13 protein-coding genes are annotated in these 13498 nt (G+C 32.3%); 12 read left to right on the top strand and 1 reads right to left on the bottom strand.

Annotated features, from left to right (window positions below; all coding sequences use genetic code 11):
* Positions 1 to 11: 11 nt before the first annotated feature.
* The 12 genes from ACP5FO_RS05265 to polX all read left to right on the top strand — a co-directional run bounded on the left by ACP5FO_RS05265 (position 12) and on the right by polX (position 13143).
* A complete protein-coding gene (locus ACP5FO_RS05265) occupies positions 12 to 329 on the top strand; it encodes a TusE/DsrC/DsvC family sulfur relay protein (RefSeq protein WP_428157126.1) in 318 nt (105 codons plus the stop codon).
* Between the two features lie 8 nt (positions 330 to 337).
* The gene (locus tag ACP5FO_RS05260) at positions 338 to 793 is read left to right on the top strand and encodes a DsrE/DsrF/DrsH-like family protein (RefSeq protein WP_428106032.1); all 456 of its coding nucleotides are present in this window, start codon (positions 338 to 340) and stop codon (positions 791 to 793) included.
* A gap of 66 nt (positions 794 to 859) precedes the next feature.
* Positions 860 to 1180, top strand: a complete 321-nt coding sequence (gene cutA, locus ACP5FO_RS05255; RefSeq protein WP_092128985.1) for a divalent-cation tolerance protein CutA — start codon at positions 860 to 862, stop codon at positions 1178 to 1180.
* 304 nt (positions 1181 to 1484) lie between these two features.
* Entirely contained in the window at positions 1485 to 2135 is a 651-nt protein-coding gene (locus tag ACP5FO_RS05250; RefSeq protein ID WP_428106037.1) for a DNA-3-methyladenine glycosylase, read from the top strand.
* A gap of 139 nt (positions 2136 to 2274) precedes the next feature.
* Positions 2275 to 2469 carry a twin-arginine translocase TatA/TatE family subunit gene (locus ACP5FO_RS05245; RefSeq protein ID WP_428106042.1) on the top strand — a complete coding sequence of 65 codons (195 nt, stop codon included), beginning with the start codon at positions 2275 to 2277 and terminating at the stop codon, positions 2467 to 2469.
* A 309-nt stretch (positions 2470 to 2778) separates the two neighbouring features.
* Complete coding sequence (gene queF, locus ACP5FO_RS05240) at positions 2779 to 3156, top strand: preQ(1) synthase (protein WP_428106046.1); 378 nt, start codon at positions 2779 to 2781, stop codon at positions 3154 to 3156.
* Positions 3153 to 4907, top strand: coding sequence for an indolepyruvate ferredoxin oxidoreductase subunit alpha (gene iorA / locus ACP5FO_RS05235; RefSeq protein ID WP_428106049.1), 1755 nt, complete (start codon positions 3153 to 3155; stop codon positions 4905 to 4907). Before queF ends, iorA begins: the two co-directional genes overlap by 4 nt.
* A complete protein-coding gene (locus tag ACP5FO_RS05230) occupies positions 4900 to 5460 on the top strand; it encodes an indolepyruvate oxidoreductase subunit beta (protein ID WP_428106054.1) in 561 nt (186 codons plus the stop codon). The genes iorA and ACP5FO_RS05230 overlap by 8 nt, the downstream gene beginning before the upstream one ends.
* Positions 5457 to 6968 carry a bifunctional diguanylate cyclase/phosphohydrolase gene (locus ACP5FO_RS05225; RefSeq protein ID WP_428106059.1) on the top strand — a complete coding sequence of 504 codons (1512 nt, stop codon included), beginning with the start codon at positions 5457 to 5459 and terminating at the stop codon, positions 6966 to 6968. The genes ACP5FO_RS05230 and ACP5FO_RS05225 overlap by 4 nt, the downstream gene beginning before the upstream one ends.
* Positions 6969 to 6971: 3 nt before the next feature.
* On the top strand, positions 6972 to 9578 hold the full coding sequence (locus tag ACP5FO_RS05220) for a valine--tRNA ligase (RefSeq protein WP_428106064.1): 2607 nt from the start codon (positions 6972 to 6974) through the stop codon (positions 9576 to 9578).
* Positions 9575 to 11425 carry a hypothetical protein gene (locus ACP5FO_RS05215; RefSeq protein WP_428106070.1) on the top strand — a complete coding sequence of 617 codons (1851 nt, stop codon included), beginning with the start codon at positions 9575 to 9577 and terminating at the stop codon, positions 11423 to 11425. Before ACP5FO_RS05220 ends, ACP5FO_RS05215 begins: the two co-directional genes overlap by 4 nt.
* Positions 11422 to 13143: a DNA polymerase/3'-5' exonuclease PolX gene (gene polX, locus ACP5FO_RS05210; RefSeq protein WP_428106075.1), complete on the top strand. Its 1722-nt coding sequence runs from the start codon at positions 11422 to 11424 to the stop codon at positions 13141 to 13143. The genes ACP5FO_RS05215 and polX overlap by 4 nt, the downstream gene beginning before the upstream one ends.
* On the opposite strand, the gene rpsT is transcribed toward polX, so the two are convergent.
* Positions 13130 to 13411 (bottom strand): 30S ribosomal protein S20, encoded by a 282-nt coding sequence (gene rpsT, locus ACP5FO_RS05205; RefSeq protein ID WP_428106077.1) that lies wholly within the window; start codon positions 13409 to 13411, stop codon positions 13130 to 13132. The genes polX and rpsT overlap by 14 nt on opposite strands.
* Positions 13412 to 13498: the final 87 nt, after the last annotated feature.

Below are 13498 nucleotides of genomic sequence, written 5' to 3'. Positions count from 1 at the left end.
GGAGGTTTTTTATGGGAAATTTGGTTGTTGGAGGCAAAAGTATACCAACAGATGATGAAGGTTACTTGGTTAATTTTGCTGATTGGACAAAGGAGGTTGCTGAAGTAATAGCTAAAGAAGAAGGTATTGAAAATTTAACTGATAGACACTGGCTTGTAATTGAATTTATGCAAAAAGAGTTTAAAGAGCATGGAAGTGGACCTTCCATAAGAAAATTAACCAAGGAAAGCGGTGTTTCAACTAAGGAACTATACGAACTGTTTCCAAAAGGCCCAGCCAAGAAAGCTGCTAAAATTGCAGGTATAAAAAAACCTGTTGGCTGTGTATAGGTGCATGTATGAATAAAGTATCAATAATTATTTCAAAAGGTTATTTGGATGGTGTCTATCCTGGTTTAATTATGGCTAATGGGGCTTTAATGGAAGGAATTGAAGCTATATTGTTTTTTACTTTTTTTGGCTTAGAAGCTATTATTAAATCTCGCATGGATAAATTAAAAGTTGCAACCGTAGGTAATCCTGCCTTACATATACCCTCTTTAGTTGGTATATTGCCTGGTATGTCAAGTTTTGCGAGTTTAAAGATGAAAAAAGAAATGGACAAACTGGATATACCACCTGTTGGTGAGTTTTTGGAAATGATACATGATGCTGGTGGCAAGATTTATGCTTGCAAGGCTACAGTGGATATGTTTCATTTAAAAAAGGAAGATTTTTGCGAGCAACTTGATGATATTGTAACAGTGGGTCAGTTTTACGAAATGTCATTAGATGGACATATTATATTTACATAGCCCCCTCTTTGTTTGCATAGGCTTCCCTGCTTGAAAGCGGGGAGCTTTTTTGTTAATATAAAAATTATGAGTGATTTTGTAATTATTCTTACAACTTCAGATAAAAAAGAAACGCTTGAGCGTATTGCCAATTATTTAGTTGAACAAAGACTTGCAGCATGTTGTCAGATTATAGGCCTAATTGAAAGTTTTTATATTTATGAAGGTAAATTTGAACATACAGATGAGTACTTATGCATAATAAAAACACATAGTAGTTTGTATAACAAAGTCGAAAGCGCAATAAAGCTTTTACATAACTACAAAACTCCTGAGATAGTAGAGATTGATATTCAAAAATTAAATTTAGACTACCTAAAATGGATGAAAGAAGTATTAAATATTTGATTTTTTAATTTTTGAGCGATTTTTAAAAATTTGGTATGACATGAAAATAGTTAAATAAAAGCAAATGAACAATTATCTTAAAATTTAGTTCAAGTATTTTTGGTGATAATTTTGGTAGTATTGATGAGTCTATTGCCTGATAGTTTATTGGAAAAAAACAGCATTAATATTCCTTGAAAGTAGTTGAATGTATTGAGTATTTTTTAAAAGGTTATATAATTAAGTTAATTTGCACTATTGTTTTGGAGTTTATAATAGGTTTTACAGGTATATATTGGTGTCTAAAAGGTAGGTTAAAACAGTTTTGAATATTTATGAGATGCTAAATATTGAAGCTTTAAAAACGCTGTCTTTGGGTAAACTTGAAATACTTGAAGAATCTTTTTTTACAAGAAGCAATTTACTGCTTATTTGCGAGGAGCTTTTGGGAAAAGTTTTGTTGACGAATAAAACAGAAGGGTTAAGCGGTGGTTTAATATCAGAAGTAGAAGCTTATTTTGGCTCTGTTGACCTAGCGTCGCACGCTTATAAAAACAAGCGCACCAAAAGAAATGAACCTTTATTCAAAAGTGGTGGTATACTATATATCCACACTTGCCATGGTCATACTATGCTAAATGTAGTTACAAACCGAGAAAACATACCTCAAGGTATTTTAATAAGAGGCATTATTCCTTTAATTGGTATTGATTTAATGAAACAAAGAAGGGGTAGTGTTAAAGAAGTTGATTTAGCAAATGGTCCTGGAAAGCTCACAAAGGCACTTGGAATTACTATGTACTATAATACCAAAAAAGTATACAGAGATACAACGGATAACTATATGTCAGAAATTTGCATTGCAAATATTGGTATAAAGCTAGAGCAATGTATGATAGAAAAAACACCTCGCATTGGCATAGATTATGCAAAACAGTGGTTAAATCAACCATTGAGGTTTAGTCTTTTAATTTGAAATCTTTCAAAATAACATAAATAAATTTAAAGCTACTGATCTATATATAATAAACTGATAATTTTTACACAAATAATCAATCATTTTTTCATGGATTTAGTTGTACAATGCATACAACATTAGAAAAGGAGGCAGCAAAATGTTGGACGATTGGCATATAATGGTTGTGGTTTTAATATTTGCATTAATTTTTGGCGCCAAAAAGCTACCCGAAATCGGATCTGGTATAGGCAAAGGTATAAAGAATTTTAAAGAGTCCTTAAAAGAAGAAGAAAAAAATAAAGGTGAGACAGATACAAAACCAATAGAAGATAAAACACAAACAAAAGATTAACTGCATTTTTATAATTTATCTAGTATAAGGTATTAAATTAACTAAGGTTTGAAATGAACATAGTTGGGTTAATGTCATCAACAGCTTTTATTTTGTTTTCTTTCGTATTAATATTTTTTATATTCTAAGGAGTAGGTTATGCAAAATTCTCCTTTTAGTATAGGGTTTGGTGTTTTAATATTTTTTGTTCTATCCAGCGGTCTCATTTTTTTATTCTTAAGAAAAAAATAAGCGCTTAAAACGCTTAAATCAAACAAAAAACAGAAATATTTGAAAAAGATTTTTAAGTATAGTATACTTCAGTTGAGTATGAAATATGGGCAAGATGCAATATTAAATAATCAATTAGAACGTTGGGATAATAAGAACAATTTTAAATTTGAAGTAAACATTGAATTTGGTGAATTTACTTGCTTGTGTCCACGCAGTGGTTATCCAGATTTTGCTGCAATTAAAATAAAATATATACCGAACAAATATGTGGTGGAACTTAAAAGTTTGAAACTTTTTTTAAATAGTTTTAGAGATAAATACATATCGCATGAAGATTCAATAAATTTAATTTATGCTTATTTGCACAACCTTTTAGAACCAATTTTTTTAGAGGTTGTAGGCGATTTTAACCCAAGGGGAAATGTAAAAACTATAATTAAAATTGATTCTAATATGCAGGGGGGCGGCCTTTGAAAAAAATAATAAGCGGCAATGAAGCAATAGCGATAGGTGCATATAGGGCAAATGCAAGCTTTGCAAGCGGTTATCCAGGTACTCCATCAAGCGAAATACTGGAATATACTAAAGCATTTGAAGATATAAATGTTCAGTGGGCTTCTAATGAAAAAAGTGCTTTTGAACAAGCGCTCGGTGCAAGTATTGCAGGCAGGCGCAGTTTTGTTACGATGAAGCACGTTGGGTTAAATGTTGCAGCAGATAGCCTTATGAGTTCATCTTATACTGGTGTCAATGGTGGGTTTGTTGTAGTAGTAGCTGATGATCCTGGTATGCACTCTTCTCAAAACGAGCAAGATACCAGGTTATTTGCAAGATTTGCACAAGTACCTATTTTAGAGCCATCAGATGCAAAAGAAGCGATAGGTTTTATGCAGTATGCTTTTGCTTTAAGTGAAGAATACGACACTCCCGTAATTTTACGATCTACAACGCGAGTTTCTCATACTCAAGAAGTAGTTAATTTTGATTTTCATAAACTGGGTGGCTATGAAAATAAATTAATTGCGCGCGATATACGCAAGTACGTGCTTGTGCCAAAAAATGCCATTTTAAGGCACAAAAAATTACTTGACAGGAATATTGCATTGCAAAAATTAACAAACGAAATTCCATTAAATAAAATAGACAAGGGTGCACTAAATATAGGCATAATAACAAATGGTGTTTCATACCTTTATGCAAAAGAGCTTTTGCCAGACGCTAATTATTTAAAAATTGGTCTTAGTTGGCCATTTCCTATCGAACTTGCAAAAGAGTTTATGAAGGATTTGGATAAAGTGATTTTAATAGAAGAACTTGAGCCTTATATGGAAGAGCAGCTTAAAATTGGTGGAATAAGTTTAGAAGGCAAGAAGTTTTTTCCGCAAGATGGCGAGTTTAATCTAGACATTGTTGAAGAAGGCTTGGTGAAAGCTTCTTTTTTGAAAAGAAGCCCAAAAAAATATTTTGAAGTACCCACAAATTTACCATCAAGGCCACCCGTATTGTGCCCGGGGTGTCCACATAGGTCTATATTTGATATTTTGCATTCTTTGAGAGTTTATGTAACAGGCGATATAGGATGCTACACACTGGGTGCAGCAGAACCGCTATCAAGCATACATACAACTGTTTGTATGGGCGCAAGTATTTCTATGGGATATGGTCTGGCAAAAGCTACCCAAAATCATAAAGTGGTTTCTGTAATAGGTGATTCTACTTTTTTGCATACAGGCTTGCAGCCTTTAATTGATGCATATGTTAACAATGTAGCATATACTGTAATAATTCTTGATAACTCAATTACTGCAATGACGGGTGGGCAGCCGGATGCGGCAAGTGGTTTTAACATAAAATCAGATAAAACACCAAAGGTTGATTTAGAAACACTGATCCGCTCTATTGGTATAAAAAGAGTATTTAAAGTAGACCAATATGATTATAAAACTACAAAAGAAATTATTGAACAAGAGATAAACACAAAAGAATTAAGCGTAATAATTGCAACTAGGCCATGTGTTTTGGCTCCAAAAAAAATTAAAGATGAACCTTATTTTGTAATTGCAGATAAATGTGTTGATTGCAAAAGGTGTTTGCGTATAGGTTGCCCAGCCATTGGTTATAAAGACAACAAAGCCTATATTATTAAAGATTCTTGTACCGGGTGTGCGTTGTGCGCTAATGTTTGTCCAACTGATGCTATTGTAAAAGGTGAAGCAAATGAATAAAAGTATAATATTTTGCGGTGTGGGCGGTGATGGTATTATTACGGCATCAAATATTTGCACCCATGCTCTATCAAGGGCAAATTTTGATGTAAAAAAAAGTGAAGTTCACGGTATGAGTCAAAGGGGCGGGAGCGTAAATGCATTTTTGATTTATGGTAAAAAAGTCTATTCTTTTTTGCCAGCTAAAGCAAGTGTAGATTATATGTTCGCAAGTGAAAAATTAGAAGCTTTACGCAATATAGATTATTTAAAACCAGAATCTAAACTACTGGTAAATGATAGGATTGTGCCTATCGTAGGAGCAAGTGTTGATGAAGACGAAATTGGAAAACACTTGAGAAGCTACTTAATTGAGCTAAAGCTTGTAAATTTCAATGAAATAGCAAAGCTTCACAATATGAAAAAAGCGGTTAATACTATTATGCTTGGATATTTTTCAAAGATAATTGACATAGATAAAAGGCATTTTACGAGAGCCATTGCGGATGTTTTAAGCCCGAAATTAGCAGATATAAATATAGAGGCATTTGAAATAGGGTTTAACTTTCAATGAACAAACTTTTGTATTTAAATGAATTCACAAAACGTATTGATAATTTAGAAGAAATTGAGTCAATAGCAAGGCTTACTGCTTTTACATTAAAAAGGGTATTTAATGCAAGTTTTTTTGGATTTTTCTTGGAAGAATATGGTGTTATAAAATCTATATATACTGATGATAAATTTAATGTCCAAGGCTTGTTAAAATATCAAAACAGCAATGCAATTTCAATTACACATATTAAAGCGCTTGATAGAAACAGCTATCTATACAAACTGCTTGCTTCTAGCAAGTTAAATTACTTTGTTACAAAATATTTTATATGCGATAACATTTTTCGTTTTATATTGAATTTTGGTATAGAAGTATTAACGCAAGATATTCAAGATTATATTGAAAGTTTTTTAAATGTTGTAAATTTGAAGGTAAAGTATTTATTTTCAATTAAGTCATTAAATGAATCACTTAAAAGTACAAAGTCAATATTGAGTAGTTCTCTAACTGTTTTATCAAATCTAACCGAAATAAGGGATGTTTATACAAAAGGCCACATGCAACGTGTTGCCATGTATGCAAAAAATATTGCACTTAATCTCAAATTGAACAATGTCGAGATTATTGAAAGAGCAGCTCTTTTACACGACATAGGTAAAATTGGCATACCAGATAGTATTTTGCTAAAACCTGCCAAATTGTCAGAACAAGAATATAAGTTTATTAAAAAACACCCCGAGTTTTCTGAATTTATATTGTCGCAGGTAAAGGGTTTTGAGGATATTGTAAGGATAATTAGATCCCACCATGAATATTTAGATGGCAGCGGTTATCCAGATGGTTTAAAGGCTGATGAAATAATATTAGAGGCAAAAATTCTTACTATTGCAGATATATTTGATGCCTTAACAACCGATAGACCTTATAGAAAAGCTGTGGAGCCAAATGAAGCAATAGAGTTTATGTTTGAAAATTTTCAAGGTAAAATTGACGAAGGAATTCTTCTTAAATCAAAGCAAGTGTTATTAGAATCAAAAAAAATGGCTTGCGATATAGAAGATTACAATCAACAATTAGAAGAAATGAGAAATATGGTTTTCTTTATTGACTACGAAACAGGTTTTTACTCTAAACATTATTTGCCAAAATTTTCACGGTCGATTGAACAAGATGCTCAAATTTTATTGCTTGATTTGCAAGACATGCGAACAATTAATTTTACATATTCAAGGTTTGTAGGCGATAAATTAATTAGTACATTTTCTCAACTAATTAGAGAAGTTTTTAGTAAATACAATTGTGAGTTTTTTCGTATAGGCGGCGATTCTTTTATTGTTGTATTTAAAGAGAGACTGAATAATCTTACAAACGATATACTGGATCTTGACAAAAACCTCAAGGCTGCATATAAAAGCATTAACCCATCCTTTTGGTTTTCTGAATGTGAATTCAAGCAAAGCGATGACATTAACGTATGTTTGCAAGAGTTAACCACTAAAATATTTTATAAAAGGAGAGCTTCATAAATTATGGATACCTACAACAGTGATTTTGAGAAAGATATATATAAGTTTTGGGAAGAAAATGGTTTTTTTAAACCAGAGACAAACAAAGATGGCAAGCCATTTAGTATAGTGATGCCACCCCCAAACGTAACAGGTGCGCTACATATTGGCCATGCGCTAAACCAGACACTGCAAGACATTTTTGCAAGATATAAGCGTATGTGTGGTTATAGTGTGCTTTGGCTACCAGGGACGGACCACGCAGGTATTGCAACACAAACGATGGTTGAGCGCGATTTGGCGGCAAAAGGCATTAAAAAAGAGGACATTGGCAAAGATGCTTTTATTGAAAAAGTGTGGGAGTGGAAAAACACCTACGGTGGGAGGATTATTGATCAGATCAAAAGGTTAGGATCAAGTTGCGATTTTTCAAGACTGCGCTTTACTATGGATGAAGGTCTATCAAAAGCTGTCAAAAGAGCGTTTATTGAGCTATACAATGCAGACTACATTTACAAAGGTGAGTACATAATAAATTGGTGTCCAAGCTGTCATACTGCTTTATCTGATTTAGAGGTAGAGTACGAAGAGCAGCAATCCAAACTCTACTATTTAAAGTATTTTTTAGAAAACTCAGATGAATTTTTGGTAGTTGCTACCACAAGACCAGAAACTTTATTCGGTGATACAGCTGTTGCTGTTAACCCAAAAGATGAACGCTATAGACGTTTTGTTGGTAAAAAAGTTGTGCTGCCGCTTGTAAATAAGCTAATTAGCGTTATAGAAGATGATTATGTTGATATGAGTTTTGGAAGCGGTGTTGTAAAAATTACACCTGCCCACGATGTAAACGATTTTGAAGTAGGCAAAAGGCATAATTTAGAAAAGGTCATTGCAATAGATGATTATGGTAAAATGACACACAATGCACCTGATCTGGAGGGTTTAGATAGATTCGAAGCAAGAAAAATTACTCTAGAAAAGCTGAAAGAAGCAAATCTAATTTACAAAACGGAAGACTATAAAAATTCTGTAGGTCATTGCTATCGATGCAATACGGTTGTTGAACCATATGTTTCAAAGCAATGGTTTGTAAAAACTAAAAATTTGGCAAAAAAGGCCATAAATGTGGTAGAAAACGGTTCAATTAAGTTTATTCCAAAGCACTGGGAGAAAACGTATTTTGAATGGATGCATAATATAAAAGACTGGTGTATATCAAGACAACTCTGGTGGGGTCATAGGATTCCAGCATATACATGTAAACAATGCGGTGAAGTTTTTGTAAGCGAAAAACCAATTGATAAATGTCCAAAATGCTCTGGTGAGCTTATAGCAGAAACTGATGTACTTGATACATGGTTTTCTTCTGCATTATGGCCATTTTCCACACTGGGTTGGCCAGATAATACAGAAGATCTGAAAAGGTTTTATCCCACAAGTCTTCTTGTAACAGGTTTTGACATTATTTTCTTTTGGGTTGCAAGAATGATAATGATGGGCATGTTTTTTATGGAAGATGTGCCTTTTAAAGATGTGTATATACATGCTTTGGTAAGGGATAAGTTTGGCCAGAAGATGAGCAAAACCAAAGGCAATGTTATAGACCCTATAGAAGTAATTGATAAATATGGTGCTGACTCATTACGCTTTACTCTAGCAATACTTGCAGCTCAAGGTAGAGATATTAAGCTTTCATACGATTCAATAGAATCTTACAGGCGTTTTATGAATAAAATTTGGAATGCTTATAGGTTTATTGAAATAAATACTAAAGATTTTCAAACTGAAGCTACTATACATACTAACTCAAGTGCAAGTATTTGGATTAAGTCTAGATTATCCAAAGCGATAGACCAGGTAACACAAAGCCTTGATGAATACAAGTTTAACGAAGCTGCAGAGAGCTTATATCAGTTTGTTTGGCATGAATTTTGCGATTATTATATAGAAATGAGCAAAGCTCATATAAATAAAGATGAATTTAGTGATGAAGTAAAGCAAACCCTACTTGTAGTTTTTGAGCAAATATTGAGACTTTTACATCCATTTGCGCCATTTATTAGTGAATTTTTATGGCAAAAACTTCCATTAAAGTCGGGTGAATCTATAATGTTAACTCACTATCCCAAAAACAGTGGTGAAGACATTGAGATAGAACAAAAGTTTGAGTGTTTGTTAGAGCTAATTAAAGCGATGAGAATTTTAAGGAGCGAAAACAACATAGTTGCAAATAAAAAATTAAACTATTACTTTAGACCATTTAATGAGGATTCTCGAAAGATTATTCAAGACTATAAAAAATATGTTTTATTGCTTGCAAACTCTCAAGAATTATTTATAATCGAAGAAGATGTACCAAAAAGTTTTATACAACCAACTAAGTATGGCGATATATTTTTAGAGGTTGGTTTTAATGTTGATATTGAAGGTGAGATTTTGAGGTTAAAAAAAGTAATAGAAAAGACTCAAGCTTCTGTAGATTTTTTAAACAAAAGATTGCGCAACGAAGAATTTGTAGCTAAAGCACCTAGAGAACTTATTGAAAAAAACAAACAGGAGCTTCAAGAAACTATTTTAGTTAGAGAGAATGCAAAAAAAAGAATTGAGCAATTAGAGAGAGTTTTATGAAAAAAATTTTATTTGTTTGTTTTGTGTTGTTGTTTTTTGTGAATTTTGCAAATGCTAGCGTTGGTGAGAATTTTGCAAACGAACTCGCTTCTAAGTTAGTTGTACAAACGGGCAAAATATTAAGTGTAAAAAATGATACAGTTGTGCTTGATAAAGGCTCAAGTGATGGTATTATGAAGGGTGAGCTTGTATATATTTACAAAAATTTAGGAACTTTTGTAGATCCTACTTCTCAAAAGCGCATTGAGCTAAAGAGTTGCAGAGCTTATGCACAAATAGAAACCGTAGATTTAAATCAAAGCATAGCTAAAATTATAAGAAGTACACAAAAAATTAAAAAATATTTTCTGGGCTTACCTTTGATACCAAACGGCTATACTTACTCAAAAGCTCATGTAAGTGATAATGATGAGTGGATAATAGGGAAAAACTTATATAGAGTAGCAATTATTACAAGAAACCCCATAGTGTTTAAGCAAGTAAAAAATGCTCTTGAATCAACGAAAAAGTTTGAAGTAATTGACCCAGATACAATTGAAATTGCCATGACAAAAGAAAGACTCACTTCAATTAGTACGCCAAAAGATGTTGAAGAATTGTGCAGTGCTGTGAATTGTGATTTTGTTATACCTATATATTTGAAAAATAACAATCAACTATCTTACAATATTTACAACGGTTATAGTGGTGATCTAATATACGTTACAAACTCTCAAGTAAGTCAGCAAGAAATGGAAAAAATAAAAACCGCAAAAATGGAAAATTTACCACCTGAAAATATTGTGCCTACAGCTTTGAATATAGAACCTAGACTTACACTTTGGGAAAGTTTGCTTAACAAATTTGGCTTATATAGCAAATATTCAAATGTTGGCGCCTCCAGTGCTACAATGAGGCTCGTAAATTACGCAAATATTGGTTACGAAGCCAAAGCTTTGGCTATAGCAAATGATTTGATTGTGGTAGCAAGCAAAGGTCAGCTTGAACTATATAGGTTTGACGGTTACTCATTAAATAAAGTTTCAAGTGCCAATGTTGGCTACAATATATTTAATATTGACAGTGCACAAATTGACGGCAAGACCTATCTTGCTATATCAAATTTTAATGCTTATGGGCAGCTTTCATCTTCCATAGCCTATATCGAAAATTCTTCGATACATGTTGTAAAAGATTCAATTGATTACTGTTTGAGATTCTACAATATTTATTCTAAAGCACAACTTATTGCTCAGAACCTATCTATTGGTGGCAAATTTTATGGACCAATTTACGAAATGAATTTAAATGGAGAAATTTCAAAAGAATTATCCTTGCCAATAAATCCTGCATCTTTCTATGAATTTGAGCAAATTGGTAATAAATTGATATATGTTACACCTAACAACGAAATCGCCATTTATAATTTAGACGATAAAAAGAATTTCTTAACTAACGATTACATAGGGCAAAGTGTTGATGCAATTCAGAGGTATTCGCACTCATACAATCCAAATGAAAGCTACTTTGAAAATAAAAATGCGGGTAAAGTATTTATTCAAAACAACTTAAAGTTCTACAAAAAAGATGATCAGTATTTTGTGTTAGTACCGCAAAGTTATCGAAGCAACGCAGTGCAAGTTGCAGGTAGCCACTATAATGCGTACAGTATTTCAATGTACAAGCTTGATAATGATAAACTAGCTAATGTTTGGAATTCAGGAAGCGTATCAGGGCGTATAGTTAGCTTTGCAAGGCAAAATGATTATATTGTAGGTTTAATTGCAACGCCGGCTCCATTCTTTACGCGATTTATTTTAGGCCAGGATAATATTTATAGATTAACAATATTTGAAATCAACAAATGAGTTTTGATGAGAATGAAAAAATTGCTTCTATATTTGAAACAATAGCAGATGCTCTGGAATTTTTAAACGAAAATGCTTTTAAAATAAGAGCTTATAGGAATGCAGCAGAATCTATCAGAAATTTAAACGAAAGTATTGTAGAAATTTATTCCCAGTCAAACCCAAAAAAGATAGAAGGTGTAGGCAAAGATTTGGAACAAAAAATTAAAGAATATATTCAAACACAAAAAGTAGCTTATTTAGATGAGCTTTTAGAAAAAGTGCCATACACACTGTTTCGATTAAAAGATATAAGAGGACTGGGCCCTAAAACTTTGTATAAAATGTTTGAGAAGTATCGTGTAAGGACACTTGAAGATGTCAAGAAACTTGTATTTGAAAATGATGAATTAAAAGATATATCATTGCTTGAAAAAAGTATAAAAAAAATAAGAGAAGGAATACAGCTCTACGAAGAAGGTCAAAGTAGATTTCCTTTAGGAGTAGCTTATCCTATTGCAAAAGATTTGGTTGATAGAGTTTACAAAATAGATAATGTAAAAAAAGTCGAAATAGCAGGAAGCGTCAGACGGGGTAAAGAAACTGTTGGAGATCTTGATATACTTATTTGTACCAAAGATTTTAATGGTGTGTCAAAAGCTTTGGCAAATTTAGAACACAAGCAAATAATTGCAATGGGTGATACAAAAGTAAGTTTGCTTTTATCAAATAATATGCAGTTGGATTTCAGGCTTGTAAATGAAGATTCTTTTGCAAGCGCTCTTCAATATTTTAGTGGATCAAAAGAACACAATGTGCGCTTGCGTGATATTGCAATAAAAAAAGGTTTTAAACTAAATGAGTATGGATTGTTTGAAAAAGATAAAAAGATAGAAACAAAAACCGAAGAAGATATTTATAAAACGCTTGGTCTTTGCTACATAAAGCCAACATTAAGAGAAAACAAAGGCGAAATCGAAGCGTGTTTGGCTAATAAATTGCCAAACGTGGTAGAGCTTGGCAATATAAAAGGCGATTTGCATGTGCATACTAATTATTCAGATGGGTTAATGAGTCTTGAAGAAGTTATTCAAGAAGCAATTAAGCGAAACTATGACTATATTGCAATAACTGACCATTCAGTTTCTTCATATGTTGCAAATGGTTTAAGCGTGGAACGTCTATACGACCAATTAAATGAAATTGATAAACTAAAGGATAAATACAAAGGCAAGATACACATACTTGCAGGCAGTGAAGTTGATATAAAGCAAAACGGAGAGCTTGATTTTAGCGATAATGTGCTAAAGGATTTAGATATTGTTATAGCTTCCATACATCAGGGTTTTGCAAACTCAAAAGAAATAAACACAAAAAGGATTATTTCTGCTATAGAAAACCCATATGTAAACATTATTGCTCATCCAACTGGTAGACTCATTGGCCAAAGAGCACCATACGAGATTGATATTCAAAAAATTGCAGAATACGCTGCAAAACACAAAACAGCATTAGAAATAAATTCTTTTTATTTGCGCCTTGATTTAAACGATGAACATGCAAGATTGGCAAAAAATGCAGGTGCTAAATTATGTATTAATACAGATACACATATCAAAGACAATTTAAATTATATGATTTATGGTATTTTAACAGCACAAAGAGCTTGGCTTGAAAAAAGTGATGTTATAAATACTTTTAGCTATAATCAACTAAAACAGTTTCTCAAGAAACACTAGTTTCTTTTAGTTTTTTATTGACTGCTTTAGAAAGCCTAGAAACTAATCTTGCAGCTTTATTTTTATGTATTGCACCTTTGCTTTTTATTTTATTTATAGCTTTTTGAGCATTTTTTAACTGTTGGATTAATTCTTGTTCATTTGCACTGTTTATGGTTATTCTTGCTTGTTTCACAGCATGTTTGAATTTAGTCCTATAAGACTTGTTTCTTAAATATTTTTTTTTGTTTTGTTTCACTCTTTTCAGAGCAGACTTATGATTTGCCACACCTACCTCCTAGTAAAAACTTGCACAATTAATAGCATATCTAGATTGTAAAGTCAAATTTTAATAGCTATATAAATGAATTTAGTT

It is taken from the genome of Desulfurella sp. (assembly GCF_049977265.1).
Lineage (GTDB): Bacteria > Campylobacterota_A > Desulfurellia > Desulfurellales > Desulfurellaceae > Desulfurella.
The sequence above is the reverse complement of the archived record's forward strand: the minus strand, read 5'-3'. Positions and strand labels throughout refer to the sequence as shown.

Bases quoted from the DNA above. Each gene is read 5' to 3' on its own strand.
- cutA (WP_092128985.1), top strand. From the start codon at position 860: ATGAGTGATTTTGTAATTATTCTTACAACTTCAGATAAAAAAGAAACG.
- ACP5FO_RS05220 (WP_428106064.1), top strand. From the start codon at position 6,972: ATGGATACCTACAACAGTGATTTTGAGAAAGATATATATAAGTTTTGG.
- ACP5FO_RS05265 (WP_428157126.1), top strand. From the start codon at position 12: ATGGGAAATTTGGTTGTTGGAGGCAAAAGTATACCAACAGATGATGAA.
- ACP5FO_RS05230 (WP_428106054.1), top strand. From the start codon at position 4,900: ATGAATAAAAGTATAATATTTTGCGGTGTGGGCGGTGATGGTATTATT.
- ACP5FO_RS05225 (WP_428106059.1), top strand. From the start codon at position 5,457: ATGAACAAACTTTTGTATTTAAATGAATTCACAAAACGTATTGATAAT.
- ACP5FO_RS05245 (WP_428106042.1), top strand. From the start codon at position 2,275: ATGTTGGACGATTGGCATATAATGGTTGTGGTTTTAATATTTGCATTA.
- ACP5FO_RS05260 (WP_428106032.1), top strand. From the start codon at position 338: ATGAATAAAGTATCAATAATTATTTCAAAAGGTTATTTGGATGGTGTC.
- ACP5FO_RS05215 (WP_428106070.1), top strand. From the start codon at position 9,575: ATGAAAAAAATTTTATTTGTTTGTTTTGTGTTGTTGTTTTTTGTGAAT.
- queF (WP_428106046.1), top strand. From the start codon at position 2,779: ATGAAATATGGGCAAGATGCAATATTAAATAATCAATTAGAACGTTGG.
- polX (WP_428106075.1), top strand. From the start codon at position 11,422: ATGAGTTTTGATGAGAATGAAAAAATTGCTTCTATATTTGAAACAATA.